The following is a 16,045-nucleotide window of genomic DNA, read 5'->3' on the forward strand; positions in this document are numbered from 1 at the left end:
TCTTCAGACGCCAAAAGGCGCCGTCCGGTCCCTCAGGACCCAACAGCGTGCATGCACCCGATGTCCCGAGTCCCGCGTTTCCAGGCTGCCGAAGCAACCGTACTGAGCTGGACTCGATCTCTCGAGTGCCAATGTCAAAGTTCCACCCATGAGCTGACCACCGGTCGACGTATGCGACCGAAGTGGCTCTGCGCCGGCTATGCCGGCGAGATGCTCCTTAGAAAGGAGGTGATCCAGCCGCACCTTCCGGTACGGCTACCTTGTTACGACTTAGTCCTAATTACCGATCCCACCTTCGACGGCTCCCTCCAAAAGGTTAGGCCACCGGCTTCGGGTGTTACCGACTTTCATGACTTGACGGGCGGTGTGTACAAGGCCCGGGAACGTATTCACCGTAGCGTTGCTGATCTACGATTACTAGCGACTCCGACTTCATGAGGTCGAGTTGCAGACCTCAATCCGAACTGAGACCGGCTTTTTGGGATTCGCTCCACCTTACGGTATCGCAGCCCATTGTACCGGCCATTGTAGCATGCGTGAAGCCCAAGACATAAGGGGCATGATGATTTGACCTCATCCCCACCTTCCTCCGAGTTGACCCCGGCAGTATCCCATGAGTTCCCACCATTACGTGCTGGCAACATAGGACGAGGGTTGCGCTCGTTGCGGGACTTAACCCAACATCTCACGACACGAGCTGACGACAACCATGCACCACCTGTATACGAGTGTCCAAAGAGTTCACTGTCTCCAGTGCGTTCTCGTATATGTCAAGCCTTGGTAAGGTTCTTCGCGTTGCATCGAATTAATCCGCATGCTCCGCCGCTTGTGCGGGCCCCCGTCAATTCCTTTGAGTTTTAGCCTTGCGGCCGTACTCCCCAGGCGGGGAACTTAATGCGTTAGCTACGACACGGAGACCGTGGAATGGTCCCCACATCTAGTTCCCAACGTTTACGGCATGGACTACCAGGGTATCTAAGCCTGTTTGCTCCCCATGCTTTCGCTCCTCAGCGTCAGTAACGGCCCAGAGATCTGCCTTCGCCATCGGTGTTCCTCCTGATATCTGCGCATTCCACCGCTACACCAGGAATTCCAATCTCCCCTACCGCACTCTAGTCTGCCCGTACCCACTGCAAGCCCGAGGTTGAGCCTCGGGATTTCACAGCAGACGTGACAAACCGCCTACGAGCTCTTTACGCCCAATAATTCCGGACAACGCTTGCACCCTACGTATTACCGCGGCTGCTGGCACGTAGTTAGCCGGTGCTTTTTCTGCAGGTACCGTCACTTTCGCTTCTTCCCTGCTAAAAGAGGTTTACAACCCGAAGGCCGTCGTCCCTCACGCGGCGTTGCTGCATCAGGCTTGCGCCCATTGTGCAATATTCCCCACTGCTGCCTCCCGTAGGAGTCTGGGCCGTGTCTCAGTCCCAGTGTGGCCGGTCACCCTCTCAGGCCGGCTACCCGTCGTAGTCTTGGTGAGCCGTTACCTCACCAACTAACTGATAGGCCGTGAGCTGATCCTTGACCGAAATTCTTTCCACCCCCAGGAGATGCCTCCGAGGGTCGTATCTAGTATTAGACGCCGTTTCCAGCGCTTATTCCAGAGTCAAGGGCACATTGCTCACGTGTTACTCACCCGTTCGCCACTAATCCAGAGGAGCAAGCTCCTCTTTCATCGTTCGACTTGCATGTGTTAAGCACGCCGCCAGCGTTCGTCCTGAGCCAGGATCAAACTCTCCGTATAGAAAAGTTGCGTACCAACCGGGGAAAACCGGATGGCAGCGAGTTTGATGCTGACAAAATAGACTGTCTACTGACAATCTGTCTTATCCAAAGGAATCGTTCTGTCCGAAGACAGGACGAGTTAATAATTTGGCATTTGACATTGTGCACGCTGTTGAGTTCTCAAGGATCGGACGCTCTCGTGCTTTCCCTTTCAGGTTAGCGCCGAGGCAACTTCTCAATCATAACCACTTCCTGGCGAGTGTCAATTCGACACGCCGTGCGGAGCTCTGCTCCCACCGGACTCTCAGTCCCGGGTTGTGGCAACCTGTCTAGGTTACACGATCCGGAGTGACTGTCAAGTCGGCGTGTCGCGCTGGCCGGCTGCTGTAGCTGCCGTCCATGCGCTCCGCACTTTCACCATTGAAGTGGATTGTCACCATACTCGCGTTTCGGCCCAGCACGCAAACTGCGTGGTGCCTGACGGCGAGGAGGTGGTCCCTCTTGATCCGCTGGCCTCTCGGCTCTGCGTCTATGGGGTGACAGGTAGAAACATTACACGGAGCGTGACCCATGGGCGCAAAACGGCTGCATCCCGGGCGTGTCGCCCCGGAATTCCGGGGAAAACGGCGACGGGGGCCCTCAGGCCCCCGTCGTCTCCCGTGCAGTGTCGATCCCTGCCAGCGTCTTCTTCCCGCGACGCAGCACCGCGAACCTGCCATGCAGCAGCCGGCCGTCCAAGGTCGCCGCAGGATCCTCGATGCGCTCGTTGTTCACGCTGACCCCGCCCTGCGCGATCGCGCGCCGGCCATCGGAGAGCGACTCCACCAATCCGGTCTCCTGCAGCAGCTGCAGCACAGGTGCATCCGTCGTCGCTGTCGCCTGCTTGTCGAGCGAGCGCACTGCTGCGGCGAGCGTCAGCGCATCGAGCGCAGTCAGATCACCGGCGCCGAACAGCGCCTGCGACGCATCGATCGCCTGCCGCGTCGCCTCCGCCCCGTGGATGAACGACGTGGCCTGCACCGCGAGCTCGCGCTGCGCCTCCCGCCGGAACGGCGCATCCGCCACCGCCTGTGCGAGCTCGTCGATGCGCGCCGAGGGCAGGAACGTGAACGACTTCAGGAGCTGCACCACGATCGCGTCGTCCTGGTTGAGCCAGAACTGGTACAGCGCGTACGGCGTCGTCAGGTTGGCGTCGAGCCAGACCGCATTGCCCTCGCTCTTGCCGAACTTCTTGCCATCGGCGTCGGTGATGAGCGGTGAGCCGAGGGCATGCGCGTGCGCACCCTCCGCCTTGCGGATCAGCTCGGTGCCGGCGGTGAGGTTGCCCCACTGGTCGCTGCCGCCGAGCTGCATGGTGCAGCCGTGGCGCAGGTAGAGCTCGCGGAAGTCGAGTCCCTGCAGCACCTGGTAGCTGAACTCGGCGTAGGAGATGCCCTCATCGGACTCCATGCGGGATGCGACGGCATCCTTGCGCAGCATCGTGCCGACGCGGAAGTGCTTGCCGATCTCGCGCAGGAAGTCGACCGTCGACATCGGCGCCGTCCAGTCGAGGTTGTTCACCAGCCGCACGGCGTTGTCACCATCGGCAGAGAGGAAGCGCAGCATCTGCGCCCCCAGGTAGTCGACCCACTCGGCGACGGTCTCCCGCTCATTGAGCTGGCGCTCCGAGGTGGGCTTGGGGTCGCCGATCAGACCGGTCGAGCCGCCGACCAGCGCGAGCGGCCGGTGACCTGCGAGCTGGAGCCGACGCATGATGATCAGCTGCGCGAGGTTGCCCAGGTGGAGGCTCGGCGCCGTGGGATCGAAGCCGCAGTAGTAGGTGATCGGGTCGCCGCCGAGCGCGGCGGCGAGGGCCTCCGGGTCGGTCGAGACGTGCACGCTGCCGCGATACTGCAGCTCGTCCCAGACATTGTCGAATGCAGGGTCGAGCTGGATGGGAGCGAGTTCGATCACATCGACAAATCTACCCGAGGCGGCCGAGTCGCTCGTCGAGCGCACGCCGCTGCTCGGCGACCGCAGATCCCGCGGTGCCGCCGACGCCGGAGCGCGACGCGATCGCGCCATCGACGGTGAGCACCGCGCGCACCTCGGGCGTCAGGTGCTCCGAGACCGAGCGGTAGTCCTCGTCACTCGCCTCGTCGAGCTCGATGCCGCGCTGCTCGCACAGCCGCACGAGTGCGCCCGAGATCTCATGCGCGTCCCGGAACGGCACGCGCCGCCGCACGAGCCACTCGGCCACGTCGGTCGCGAGCGCGTACCCCGCTGCGGCACCCGCACGCATCCGCTCCTCGTCGAAGTCGAGGGTCGCCACCATGCCGGCGAAGGCCGGCAGCAGCACCTGCAGCTGGTCGACCCCGTCGAAGACGGGCTCCTTGTCCTCCTGCAGATCGCGGTTGTAGGCCAGCGGGAGCGCCTTCAGCGTCGCGAGCAGGCCGACGTGGTCGCCGATCAGACGACCTGCCTTGCCGCGCGCGAGCTCGGCGATGTCGGGGTTCTTCTTCTGCGGCATGATCGACGACCCGGTGGAGAAGCCGTCGTGCAGCTTCGCGAACCCGACGTCTCTCGTCGACCAGAAGATGACCTCCTCCGCGAGCCGCGAGAGGTCGATCGCCGTCATCGCCAGCACGAAGGTCAGCTCGGCGACGACGTCGCGCGCTGCGGTGGCATCGATCGAGTTCGGGCTCGGCGCCGCCAGGCCGAGCTCGCGCGCGACGAGCGCCGGGTCGAGGCCCAGCGTCGAGCCGGCGAGAGCACCGGCTCCGTAGGGCGACTCCCCCGCGCGCACCCGCCAGTCGGCGAGCCGCTCGAGGTCGCGCAGCAGCGGCCACGCGTGCGCGAGCAGATGGTGCGAGAGCAGCACCGGCTGTGCATGCTGCAGGTGCGTCCTCCCCGGCATCGGGGCATCCGGGTGGGCATCGGCCTGCATGCGCAGGGCCTCGATCACCGCGCGGATGCCGCGGGCGACCTCCTCGGTCTCCTCCAGCATCCACACCCGCACGAGCGTCGCGATCTGGTCGTTGCGCGAGCGTCCGGCGCGCAGCCTGCCGCCCAGGTCGGGGCCGGCGATCTCGATCAGGCCGCGCTCGAGCGCGCCGTGGACATCCTCGTCCGACTCCGCCGCGACGAAGGCGCCGGTGCGCACCCGCTCGCTCAGCTCGTCGAGCGCGGCGCGCATGGCGGCCAGCTGGTCGTCGTCGAGCAGGCCGGCGGCGTGCAGCGCCGTGGCGTGCGCCTTCGAGCCGCGGATGTCGAGCTGCGCGAGCCGCCAGTCGAACTGGGTCGACTTCGACAGCCGGGCCATCTCAGGGCTGGGGCCGGATGCGAAGCGGCCGCCCCAGAGGGAGCCCTGGTTGGTGCCGTGCGCTGCCTCCTGGGCGTCAGAGGACCGGTCGTCGGCGGCGCTCATGCTGCGTTCCGCTCGAGCAGCCAGGCCAGCAGCGCCTTCTGCGCGTGCAGCCGGTTCTCGGCCTCGTCCCAGATGATCGACTGCGGCCCATCGATGACGTCTGCCGCCACCTCGAAGCCGCGGTCGGCCGGCAGGCAGTGCATGAAGACCGCTCCGGGCGATGCCCGCGCCATGAGCGCCTGATCGACCTTGAAGTCGCCGAAGGTGGCGACGCGCTCAGCCTTCTCCGCCTCCTTGCCCATCGAGACCCAGGTGTCGGTGACGACGATGTCGGCGTCGGCGACGGCCGCCGGTGCGTCGTGCACCACGATCGCGCTGCCACCGGTCTCGGCCGCGATGCGCTGCGCCGCGGCGACGACATCGGGCTCGGGCGAGTGCTCGGCTGGCGAGCCGACGCGCACGTGCATGCCAGCCGTCGCGCAGGCGAGCAGGTAGGACTGCCCCATGTTCGAGCGGCCATCGCCGACGAAGGCGACCGTGAGCCCCGCGAGCTCGCCCTTGTGCTCCTGCATCGTCAGCAGGTCGGCGAGCAGCTGGCAGGGGTGGAAGTCGTCGGAGAGCGCATTGACCACCGGCACCCGCGTGCCCTGCGCCATCTGCTCGAGACCGGACTGCGCATACGTGCGCCAGACGATCGCGGCGACCTGTCGCTCGAGCACGCGCGCGGTGTCGGCAGCGGTCTCCTTGCCGCCGAGCTGGCTCGACGCGGTCGAGATGATGAGCGGCGAGCCACCCATGTCCGAGATGCCGACGTGGAAGGACACGCGCGTGCGGGTCGATGACTTGTCGAAGATGACGGCCACCGACTTCGGGCCCGCGAGCGGGCGCTCCCCCCAGCGATCCTGCTTCATCCGCACGGCTCGCTCGAGCACCTCGCGCTGCTCGGCGGGGCTCAGGTCGTCGTCGCGGAGGAAGTGGCGCGTCATGCGTGCTCCTTGTCGGAGGGGTCGGATGCGGGCACGACCTCGGTGCCGGAGCCCGCGGTCGTGAAGATCTCGGTGAGGATGGAGTGGGGCGAGCGGCCGTCGATGATCGCTGCCTTGGGCACGCCGGCGCGCACAGCCGTCAGGCAAGCCTGCATCTTGGGGATCATGCCCGACTCGAGGCTCGGCAGCAGCGCCTCGAGCTCGACGTCGGTGATCTCGCTGATGAGGCTCGAGCGATCCGGCCAGTCGCGGTACAGACCCTCGATGTCGGTGAGGATGACGAGCTTCGCCGCGCCCAGCGCCGCCGCGAGCGCCGCTGCTGCCGCGTCGGCGTTCACGTTCAGCGACTCCCCCGGCGCATCGCCATCCGGAGCGATCGACGAGACGACCGGGATCAGCCCGGCGTCGAGCAGCCGCTGCACGGGGGCCGGGTCGACCGCCACCACATCGCCCACCTGGCCGAGATCGACATCCTCGCCGTCGACGACGGTGCCGCGCCTGCGGCCCGTGAACAGGCCGGCGTCCTCGCCGGAGAGCGTGGCCGCGAGCGGTCCGTGCTGGTTGATGAGCGACACGAGCGTGCGCGCCACCTGGCCGGTGAGCACCATCCGCACGACATCCATCGCCGCGCGGCTCGTGACGCGGTAGCCGCCGCGGAACTCGCTCTCGATGCCGTGGATGCGCAGGGCTTCGCTGATCTGCGGGCCACCGCCGTGCACGACCACCGGCGAGATGCCCACGTGGCGCAGATAGACCATGTCCTCGGCGAAGGCGCGCTGCAGCGCTTCGCTGATCATCGCGTTGCCGCCGTACTTCACGACCATCGTCGCGCCGCGGTAGCGCTCGAGCCACGGCAGCGACTCGATGAGCGTCTCGGCCTTCAGCGCGAGCTCGGCCGCGCGGGCGTCACTAGCTCGCATATGCCGAGTTCTCGTGCACGTAGTCGTGGGTGAGGTCATTGGTGCGGATGCTGGCGCTCGCTCCACCCGCGAACAGGTCGATCACGATGTGGGTCGCGCGCGGCGTCAGGTCGACCTCCTCGCGCGGGCGATCCGGGGTGCCCGCGTGGCAGACCCGCACGCCGTTGAAGCCGACATCGACCGCGTACGGATCGAACGCCGCATCCGTCGTGCCGATCGCGGCGAGCACGCGGCCCCAGTTGGGGTCGTTGCCGAAGATCGCGGCCTTGAACAGGTTCGAGCGGGCCACCGAGCGGGCGACGACGACCGCGTCGTCCTCGCTGGCGGCGGAGCGCACCTCGATGGTGATGTCGTGGCTCGCACCCTCGGCGTCGAGCTGCAGCTGCTGGGCGAGGTCGTCGCAGACGGCGGTGACGGCCGCCGTCAGCTCGGCTTCGTCGGCCGCCGTGCCGGAGGCGCCGCTCGCGAGCAGCAGCACGGTGTCGTTCGTCGACATGCAGCCGTCGGAGTCGAGGCGGTCGAAGGTGACGCGGGTGGCAGCGCGCAGCGCGCGGTCGAGCACATCGGCGTCGACGACCGCATCGGTGGTGAGCACGACGAGCATCGTTGCGAGCCCCGGGGCCAGCATACCGGCGCCCTTCGCCATGCCGCCGACCGTCCAGGCGGTGCCGGTTGCGGGGGCGGGGCCGGTCACGACCGCCTGCTTCGGCACCGAGTCGGTGGTCATGATCGCCGCGGCCGCGTCGTCCCCGCCCTCGCGGGACAGCGCATCCGCCGCCGCGTCGACACCGCGCAGGACCCCCTGGCGGAAGCTCTCGTCGCCGACGCCGATGAGGCCCGTCGAGCACACCTGCACCTCGATCGCGCCCAGCCCGAGCCGTTCGGCGACGCGCTCTGCCGTCTGGTGCGTGGTCTGGAACCCGAACGAGCCGGTGAAGCAGTTGGCGCCGCCGGAGTTGAGGATGACGGCGCGGGCGCTGCCGCCCGCGAGCGCCTGCTCGCTCCACAGCACGGGATTGGCCTTGGCGCGGTTGGAGGTGAAGACGCCGGCTGCCGTCGAGAGCGGCCCGTCGTTGACGATGAGCGCGACATCGCGGGCACCGGTGGACTTCAGGCCAGCGGCGACGCCGGCCGCGCGGAAGCCTGCGGCCGCGGTGACGCTCACGGGGCGACCCCGTCGACCGAGAGACCGAGGTGCTCGTCGAAGCCGAGCGCGATGTTGGCAGACTGGATCGCAGCACCTGCCGTGCCCTTGCCGAGGTTGTCGATCGCGGCGATCACGACGACGCGGCCCGCGGCCTCGTCGAGGCCGATGCCGAGGTGCACCGCGTTCGATCCCAGCACATCCGCGGTGCGCGGGTACTGCCCGGCCGGCGTGATGTGGATGAAGGACTCATCGCCGTAGGCGCTCAACCACGCGGAGCGCACCTGGTCGGCCGTCGCGTCCCCGACCAGCGGGGCGGTGACGGTCGCGAGGATGCCGCGCGACATGGGCACCAGCACGGGCGTGAAGGAGTGACGGATCTCGCCCGCGCCGACGGCACGCAGGTTCTGCGCGATCTCCGGCAGGTGGCGGTGAGTGCCGCCGACACCGTAGGGCGTCGCGGAGCCCATGAGCTCGGAGGCGAGCAGGTGGGTCTTCGCTGCCCGACCCGCACCGGAGGCGCCGACAGCGAGCACCGAGGTGATCGCGGCGGTGTCGATCAGGCCGGCTGCGACGCCCGGCGCGATGGCGAGCGTGACGGCCGTGGCGTTGCAGCCCGGCACGGCGATGCGGCGGGCGGCGCGCAGCTCACGGCGCTGCCTGCCGCCGTCGGCGAGGATGAGCTCCGGCATGCCGTAGGGCCAGGTGCCGGCGTGCTCAGTGCCGTAGAAGGCCTGCCACTCCGCTGCACGCTCGAGGCGATGGTCAGCACCCGCGTCGACGACGAGAGTGGAATCCGGCAGCTGCGCGGCGAGACCGCCCGAGTGGCCGTGCGGCAAGGCCAGGAAGACGACGTCGTGACCCGCGAGCACCTCAGGTGTCGTCTCCTGGAAGGTCAGCGATGCGAGGGAGCGCAGGTTCGGATGGACGGAGACCAGGGGCTGCCCGGCGTTGGAGTGCGCCGTCACCGTGCGCACCTCCAGCTCGGGGTGCTGCGCGAGCAGCCGCAGCAGCTCGCCACCTGCGTATCCGCTCGCACCTGCGACGGCGACGGAGAGGCTCATGCATCCAGGCTACTCGGCCGTGGATCCCTCACCGGCCCGAATCAGACAACGTGCCGCAGCGCATCCGCGACGAAGCGCACCTCGACGGCGGCGCGCACCTCGAGCTCGCCGGCCTCAAGCGAGACGGCGGGCGCTGCGTCGGCGGACTCCATGGCCATCGTCGCCATGCGAGCCTTGCCCCGTGGTGGCGCCGGCGGCGTCGTGCCCGGCTCTTGGATCGCGTCGACGACCGGCGCGCCGAGGCCCGCGGCCGACGCGTAGTCGCCCGCGCGCTCGACGGCGTCGGCGATCGCGCGGGTGCGTGCCGCCTTGGCGCGCTCGCGCTCGGTCTCCTCCGAGAGCGACCAGGCGATGCCGCCCACCTCGTGCGTCTGGTGCAGGCCGACGACGCCGATCCAGGTGCCGAGCACCTCGAAGTCGCGGAAGCGCACGGTCACCGAGGCTGCCGCGGTGTAGACAGAGCGGCGCGGCTGGCCCTCGCCGACCCACTCCTCGTGGTGCGAGATCCAGACGCGGTCGGCATGCCACGACTCCGCGGCGCCGGCGCTCTCGTGGCCCTTCGCGTCGGTGATCAGGCGCTCGTGCGCCTCGGCCACCGCCCGCATCGCCTCGTCCGGGCGCGGTGCGCTCCAGCGCGACTGCACCGTGACGGTCGCCCGCTCGGCGCTCGCGCGCTCGACCGCCGTGCCGCAGACCGTGATCTCCACCATGGCTCGGATGCTACTCCCGCATCCTGGCCGCTCGGGCGCTACTCGCGCAGGTGCGCGCCATGCCGCTCGGCGGCGACGGCGAGGCCCGCGAGCTTCGCTTCCGACGCCTCGGCCGCGGTCAGCGTGCGGTCGATGGCGCGGAAGCGGAGCGCGAAGGTGAGCGACTTCTCCTGCTCGCCCAGACCCGTGCCGCGGTAGTCGTCGACGAGCGCGATGTGCTCGAGCAGCGCACCAGCACCCTCGCGCACCGCGCGGCGCACCTCGCCAGCGGGCACGTCGATCGGCACCACGAGCGAGAGATCCTGTGTCGCGGCGGGCACCGGAGCGATCAGCTGCGTCTCGAGGCCCACCCTGGCGAGCCGGATGAGCGCGCTGAGGTCGAGCTCCGCGACCGCGACGACGCGCGGCAGGTCGGCCTCGGCTGCCAGCGCCGGCAGCAGCTCGCCGGCGACACCGATGACCTCGTCGCCGACGAGCAGCTCTGCAGCCCTTCCGGGGTGCAGCCAGTCGCGCTGCGCCTGGCGCACGTCGAGCTCGAGCCCGACGGCCAGGGCGACCCGGACCGATGCCTCGATGGCGTCGGCGATGCCGAAGCGCTCCGCCGCACGACCCGGCTGCTTGCGCACCCGCTCGCCGACCAGCACGACGGCCGCGTGATCGGGCTGCTCCGGCAATCGATCGAGCTCGGCCAGCACGGTGTCGGCAGGGCGCTCAGCGGCGCTCGGCAGCGCGTCCGTGCCGTGCCCGTCGACGGCCAGGAAGACGCGTCCGAGCTCGAACAGCGCCAGATCCGTCAGCCCGCGGCCGACATTGCGGTGCGCGGTGTCGAGCATGCCCGGCACCAGCGCGGTGCGCATCCAGGGACGCTCGCCGTCGAGGGGGTTCTCGAGGCGCACGGGCTCCGCGCCGGTGAGGCGCGCCTGTCGCTCGGTGACGAACGGGGCGACCAGCACCTCCGTGAGACCCGCCGCGGCGAGCCCGTTGGCGACGCCGCGCCGCAGCCGCTGCGCGCGAGTGAAGCCGCGGCCCGGGGGCGCGACCGGCAGCACGGAGGGGATGCGGTCGAAGCCGACGATGCGCGCGACCTCCTCGACGAGGCTCTCGCGGTCGACGATGTCGGGCCGCCAGGTGGGCGGCGTGACCGACCAGCTGCCTTCGGCTCCGCTCTCGTCGATGACGGCACCGACCGAGACGAGCGCGGCGCGAGCCTCGTCGTCGGTGTAGTCGGCGCCCGTGAGGGTGCTCCAGAAGCCGATCGGGATCGTGATCGGCTGCAACTCGGGCACACCGCCCACCTCTGCACCCAGCTCGGTGTCGAGCGTGCCGCCACCGAGCTCGACGAGCAGCTGCGCGACGCGCGCGGCGGCGGCGTCGGCGACGGCAGGATCGACGCCCCGCTCGAACCGCTTGGACGCCTCAGAGATCAGCCGATGCCTGCGGGATGCGCGACCGATCGTCACCGCGTCGAAGGTGGCTGCCTCGATGAGCACGTCGGTGGTCGACGCATCCATCTCGGTCTCTGCGCCTCCCATGACGCCCGCGATGCCGATGGCGCCGCGGTCGTCGGTGATGAGGAGATCCTCGCTGTGCAGCGCGCGATCGACATCGTCGAGCGTGGTGATGCGCTCGCCGGCTGCCGCGCGGCGCACGACGATGCCGCCCTGCAGCTTGCCGAGGTCGTAGCCGTGCGTCGGCTGGCCGAGCTCGAGCATGACGTAGTTCGTGATGTCGACGCCGAGCGAGACCGAGCGCATGCCCGCGAGCCGCAGCCGCGAGACCATCCACGATGGGGTCTGGCGCGACTGGTCGATGCCGCGCACGATGCGCGCCACGAAGCGCGAGCAGCCGACGCTGCCGCGGATGGGCGCGTCGTCCTCGATCGCCAGCGGGAAGCCGGATGGGGTGCCGACGTCGATCGCGCTGCGCGCGGTCTCGGCGGGGTCGGTGAACGGCCGGCCGGTCGCCGAGGCCAGCTCGCGGGCGATGCCGCGGATCGAGAGCGCGTACCCGCGGTCGGGCGTGACGTTGATCTCGACCGCCTGATCGTCCAGACCCAACAGCGTCAGCGCATCCGCCCCCACGTCTCCTGGGATGCCGAGCTCGTCGAGGCGCATGATGCCGTCGTGGTCGTCGCCGAGCCCCAGCTCGCGCTCGGAGGCGATCATGCCGTCGGAGACGTGGCCGTAGGTCTTGCGGGCGGCGATCTCGAAGTCGCCGAGCGCAGCGCCCGGCAGCGTCACCACCACGCGGTCACCCTCGACGAAGTTCAGCGCGCCGCAGACGATGCCGCGCACGCCGCCGTTGGCCTCGCCGACGTCGACCTGGCACCAGCGGATGATCTTGCCGTTCTTCTGCGGCTCCTCGACGATCTCGAGCACGCGGCCGACGACGATCGGCCCGCGCAGCTCACCGCCGTGCACCGCCTCTTCCTCGAAGCCGACGCGCACGAGCTGGGCGTGCAGCCAGTCGGCGGCGCCCTCCTTCGGCAGCTCGACGTGCTCTGCGAGCCATGACAGCGGAATCCGCATCAGATCACCATCCCGAACTGCTCGGTGAAGCGCACATCGCCCTCGATCATGTCGCGCATGTCGTCGAGCTGGTACCGGAACTGCAGGGTGCGCTCGATGCCCATGCCGAACGCGAAGCCCGAGTAGACCTCGGGGTCGAGACCCGCGGCGCGCAGCACGTTGGGGTTGACCATGCCGCAGCCGCCCCATTCGACCCAGCGGGGACCACCGCGCATGCCGGGGTGCCAGACATCCATCTCGGCGCTGGGCTCGGTGAACGGGAAGTAGTTGGGGCGCAGGCGGATCTTCGCCTCCTCGCCGAACATGATGCGGGCGAGGTGCTCGAGCGTGCCCCGCAGGTTCGCCATCGTGATGCCCTTGTCGATGGCGAGGCCCTCGATCTGGGTGAAGACGGGCAGGTGCGTCGCGTCGATGTCGTCGGTGCGGTAGACGCGGCCGGGGGCGACCACGTAGATGGGCAGCTCGCGCGTCAGCATCGAGCGCATCTGCACGGGACTCGTCTGCGTGCGCAGCACCATGTGGCGGTCGGCGGGCGCGACGTAGAAGGTGTCGGACTCCCCACGCGCGGGGTGGTCGGGGTCGACGTTGAGGGCGTCGAAGTTGTACCACTCGTGCTCGAGCTCGGGCCCCTCGGCGATCTCCCAGCCCATGCCGACGAACACGTCGCTCATCTCATCCATGAGCATGGTGAGCGGATGCCGTCCACCGGTGGCGCGGATGCGCGGCAGTGCGGTGACGTCGACGCGCTCAGCCTCGAGCTGCGCTTGCTCCTCGACGGCGGCGAGCTCGCCCTGGCGGGCGGCGATGGCCTCGGCGACGCGGCCGCGGCCGGCGCCGATGACCTGGCCGGCGGCCTTGCGATCCTCGGGCGCGATGTCGCGCAGGCTGCCGTTGAGCGAGGCGAGCTCGCTCCCCTGCCCGTTGTGCGCGGCCTTCGCGGCCTGCAGCTCGGCGGTCGTGGTGGCGGCTTCGATGGCGGCGAGCGCCGCGGTCACCGCGGCGTCGACGCGCGCGCCGAGGTCGGCGTTCTCGTCGGGATTGGGCACCCGACGATCCTACCGATCGCGCAGCAGCTCTACTGTCCGCCGGCCTTGCCGGGGAGTCCGTCGACCCCGCGCTGCGTCAGCAGCAGCTGCGTGTCGGTGACGCCGTCGTCGGCCAGCGGCTTCTGCGGGCCCTGCACCTTCGGCGATGCCTCGGTGCGGCGCTGCAGGTAGTTCGCGAACCACGACAGCAGCAGGCAGATGACGATGTAGATCGCGCCGATCACGATGGTCGACTGGATGATCGGTCGGTCGAGCCCGGCGGTGCTGCCGAGCTGCTTGGCGACGTAGAGCAACTCCTCGTACGTGATGATGAAGCCCAGCGCGGTGTCCTTCAGCGTGACGACCAGCTGCGAGATCACGACCGGCATCATCGCCCGGATCGCCTGCGGCAGCAGGATCAGTCGCATGACGCCCGCCTTGCGCAGACCCACCGCGTAGCCCGCCTCCTGCTGACCGCGCGGCAGCGATTCCACGCCGGCCCGGATCACCTCGGCGAGCACGGAGCCGTTGTAGGCGACCAGCGCGATCACGACGGCTTCGAACGGCGAGAACCGCACGCCGATCACGGGCATCGCGTAGTACAGCAGCATCATGAACACGAGCACGGGCACCGCTCGCAGCAGCTCCGTGATCCAGGCAACCGGCACGCGAACCCAGGCGTGGTCGGAGAGCCGGCCGATGGCCAGCACGAAGCCCAGCACGAGCGCGCCCACTGCCGCGAGCGCGAAGGCGCTCAAGGTGTTGAGCAGTCCGCCCAGGATGCGCTGCCAGATCGCTGCATAGCCGAACGCCTCCCATTTCGAGGCGTCGAACTGGCCGGTGTCGAGCATGCGCCACACCAGGAGCCCGAAGAGCGCGAGCAGCACCACGATGGTGATCATGCCGAGCAGTCGGTTGCGCGCGATCGCGCGGGGGCCCGGCAGGTCGTAGAGGACCGAGGTCTGGCTCATCGCGCCACTCTCCACTTGTTCTCGAGCACGCGTTGCAGCCACGAGAGCAGCAGCACCAGCGCGATGAAGATGATGGCGACCCACAGCAGCACGAACATGGCGTTCTCGCCGCGCTCGGAGAGGTAGTTGCGGATCGAGCCGAGGTTCAGCACGGAGAAGCCTGCGGCGACCGTGGTGTTCTTGAGCAGCGCGATCAGCACGCTCATCATGGGCGGGATCACGGCTCGGCCTGCCTGCGGCAGCACGACCAAGCCCATGACCTGGCCGAAGGTCAGGCCGATCGCACGGGCCGCCTCTGCCTGCCCGACCGGCACAGTGTTGATGCCGGAGCGCAGCGTCTCCGCGACGTAGGTCGCTGTGTAGAGGCCGAGCGCGCACACCGCCAGCAGCAGGAAGTCCATGCGGGTGCCGGCGAGCACCGGGACGCCGAGGGCGAAGACGAAGAAGAGCAGCGTCAGCGGCGTGTTGCGCACCAGGTTGACGTAGGCGGTGCCGACGGCCCGCGCGATCGGCACCGGCGAGACGCGCATGGCGCCGATGATGAAGCCGAGCACCAGCGCGATCAGGCCGCCGCCGAAGAACAACACGAGCGTGCCGACAAGCGCCTCGCCCCAGAGGTCGAGGTTGTCGAAGAGGGTGCCGAACACCGGTGTCGTCTCCTTCCGTGGCGCTGGGCGGCGAGCGTCAGCCCGCCGCCCAGCGTCAGATCGTCAATCGATCAGTAGCGGTCGACCTCGGGCTGGGTGCCCTCGACGCCCGAGTCGCCAAGGGTGTTGTCGTAGATCGCCTGCCAGATGTCAGGGTTCGCCTCGAGCAGCGCGTTGATGTGCTCACGCAGCGCGTCGTCGCCCTTGGGCAGGCCGATGCCGTAGCGCTCCTCGGTGAAGGGCTCGCCCACCACCTGCAGCTGCTCCGGGTCCTGTGCGGCGTAGCCGATCAGGATCGCCTGGTCGGTCGTGACCGCGTCGAGCTGGTCGTTGATGAGCGCCTCGACACACTGCGAGTAGGTGTCGAACTCCTCCGTCGGGACGTCGGGGTAGTTGTCGCGGATGTTCTGGATCGGCGTCGAGCCGGTCGCCGAGCACACGGTGGTGTCGGCAGTCAGGTCGTCCTCCGACGCGATCTCGGAGTCGACACCGACGAGCAGGCCCTGGCCGGTCACGAAGTACGGGCCGGCGAAGTCGATCTGCTCCTTGCGCGCGTCGGTGATCGAGTAGGTGCCGACGTAGAAGTCGACATCGCCGTTGACGAGCGCCTGCTCGCGGTTCGCGGAGGGGATCGCCTGGAACTCGATCTGCTCCTCCGAGAAGCCGAGCGAAGCCGCGACCCAGCGCGCCATGTCGACGTCGAAGCCCGTGCGCTCGCCGGTGACCGGGTCGAGGTATCCGAGGCCCGGCTGGTCTTCCTTGACGCCGATCCGGATCGTGCCGTCCGACGACGCGGCGTCGAACGTGGGCGAGCCCTCGAGCTGCACATCGGTCGCAACCTCGAAGGGCTGCTCGCTGTCTCCACCGCCGCCGGGCGTGCCGCTGGCACAGCCGACCAGTGCGACTGCTGCGGCCGCGCCGAGGGCGATGGCTGCGCTGCGTCGTGTCCTACGCATGGTGTCTCCTTGAAATGTGTGGG

12 protein-coding genes and 1 rRNA gene are annotated in these 16,045 nt (G+C 68.9%); all 13 read right to left on the reverse strand.

The genetic code is table 11. The annotated features are described in order from the left end of the window. Window positions 1-221: 221 nt before the first annotated feature. A 16S ribosomal RNA gene (locus MKD51_RS11625) occupies window positions 222-1,744 on the reverse strand. 620 nt (window positions 1,745-2,364) lie between these two features. Beyond that, the gene (tyrS, locus tag MKD51_RS11630; protein WP_240240463.1) at window positions 2,365-3,678 is read right to left on the reverse strand and encodes a tyrosine--tRNA ligase; all 1,314 of its coding nucleotides are present in this window, start codon (window positions 3,676-3,678) and stop codon (window positions 2,365-2,367) included. 10 nt (window positions 3,679-3,688) lie between these two features. Continuing rightward, window positions 3,689-5,131, reverse strand: coding sequence for an argininosuccinate lyase (argH, locus tag MKD51_RS11635; RefSeq protein ID WP_240240464.1), 1,443 nt, complete (start codon window positions 5,129-5,131; stop codon window positions 3,689-3,691). Then, entirely contained in the window at window positions 5,128-6,057 is a 930-nt protein-coding gene (gene argF / locus MKD51_RS11640) for an ornithine carbamoyltransferase (RefSeq protein WP_240240465.1), read from the reverse strand. The genes argH and argF overlap by 4 nt, the downstream gene beginning before the upstream one ends. Next, on the reverse strand, window positions 6,054-6,977 hold the full coding sequence (gene argB, locus MKD51_RS11645; protein ID WP_240240466.1) for an acetylglutamate kinase: 924 nt from the start codon (window positions 6,975-6,977) through the stop codon (window positions 6,054-6,056). Before argB ends, argF begins: the two co-directional genes overlap by 4 nt. Beyond that, entirely contained in the window at window positions 6,967-8,142 is a 1,176-nt protein-coding gene (gene argJ / locus MKD51_RS11650; protein ID WP_240240467.1) for a bifunctional glutamate N-acetyltransferase/amino-acid acetyltransferase ArgJ, read from the reverse strand. The genes argB and argJ overlap by 11 nt, the downstream gene beginning before the upstream one ends. After that, window positions 8,139-9,185 carry an N-acetyl-gamma-glutamyl-phosphate reductase gene (gene argC / locus MKD51_RS11655; protein WP_240240468.1) on the reverse strand — a complete coding sequence of 349 codons (1,047 nt, stop codon included), beginning with the start codon at window positions 9,183-9,185 and terminating at the stop codon, window positions 8,139-8,141. Before argC ends, argJ begins: the two co-directional genes overlap by 4 nt. 41 nt (window positions 9,186-9,226) lie before the next feature. Then, a complete protein-coding gene (locus tag MKD51_RS11660) occupies window positions 9,227-9,895 on the reverse strand; it encodes an SIMPL domain-containing protein (protein WP_240240469.1) in 669 nt (222 codons plus the stop codon). Between the two features lie 38 nt (window positions 9,896-9,933). Then, entirely contained in the window at window positions 9,934-12,423 is a 2,490-nt protein-coding gene (gene pheT, locus MKD51_RS11665) for a phenylalanine--tRNA ligase subunit beta (RefSeq protein WP_240240470.1), read from the reverse strand. Next, the gene (gene pheS, locus MKD51_RS11670) at window positions 12,423-13,469 is read right to left on the reverse strand and encodes a phenylalanine--tRNA ligase subunit alpha (protein ID WP_240240471.1); all 1,047 of its coding nucleotides are present in this window, start codon (window positions 13,467-13,469) and stop codon (window positions 12,423-12,425) included. Before pheS ends, pheT begins: the two co-directional genes overlap by 1 nt. A 29-nt stretch (window positions 13,470-13,498) precedes the next feature. Next, window positions 13,499-14,419, reverse strand: a complete 921-nt coding sequence (locus MKD51_RS11675) for an amino acid ABC transporter permease (RefSeq protein WP_240240472.1) — start codon at window positions 14,417-14,419, stop codon at window positions 13,499-13,501. Then, window positions 14,416-15,066, reverse strand: a complete 651-nt coding sequence (locus tag MKD51_RS11680; RefSeq protein WP_240240473.1) for an amino acid ABC transporter permease — start codon at window positions 15,064-15,066, stop codon at window positions 14,416-14,418. Before MKD51_RS11680 ends, MKD51_RS11675 begins: the two co-directional genes overlap by 4 nt. A 71-nt stretch (window positions 15,067-15,137) precedes the next feature. Next, window positions 15,138-16,022, reverse strand: a complete 885-nt coding sequence (locus tag MKD51_RS11685; RefSeq protein ID WP_240240474.1) for a glutamate ABC transporter substrate-binding protein — start codon at window positions 16,020-16,022, stop codon at window positions 15,138-15,140. Between the last annotated feature and the right edge of the window lie 23 nt (window positions 16,023-16,045).

Origin of the sequence: Agrococcus sp. ARC_14 (assembly GCF_022436485.1) — a bacterium.
Lineage (GTDB): Bacteria > Actinomycetota > Actinomycetes > Actinomycetales > Microbacteriaceae > Agrococcus.

What these genes read in the sequence shown, in the direction of transcription:
- pheT (WP_240240470.1), bottom strand. Translation starts at nt 12,423, where the DNA reads ATGCGGATTCCGCTGTCATGGCTCGCAGAGCACGTCGAGCTGCCGAAG.
- argC (WP_240240468.1), bottom strand. Translation starts at nt 9,185, where the DNA reads ATGAGCCTCTCCGTCGCCGTCGCAGGTGCGAGCGGATACGCAGGTGGC.
- MKD51_RS11685 (WP_240240474.1), bottom strand. Translation starts at nt 16,022, where the DNA reads ATGCGTAGGACACGACGCAGCGCAGCCATCGCCCTCGGCGCGGCCGCA.
- MKD51_RS11660 (WP_240240469.1), bottom strand. Translation starts at nt 9,895, where the DNA reads ATGGTGGAGATCACGGTCTGCGGCACGGCGGTCGAGCGCGCGAGCGCC.
- argB (WP_240240466.1), bottom strand. Translation starts at nt 6,977, where the DNA reads ATGCGAGCTAGTGACGCCCGCGCGGCCGAGCTCGCGCTGAAGGCCGAG.
- argF (WP_240240465.1), bottom strand. Translation starts at nt 6,057, where the DNA reads ATGACGCGCCACTTCCTCCGCGACGACGACCTGAGCCCCGCCGAGCAG.
- MKD51_RS11675 (WP_240240472.1), bottom strand. Translation starts at nt 14,419, where the DNA reads ATGAGCCAGACCTCGGTCCTCTACGACCTGCCGGGCCCCCGCGCGATC.
- argH (WP_240240464.1), bottom strand. Translation starts at nt 5,131, where the DNA reads ATGAGCGCCGCCGACGACCGGTCCTCTGACGCCCAGGAGGCAGCGCAC.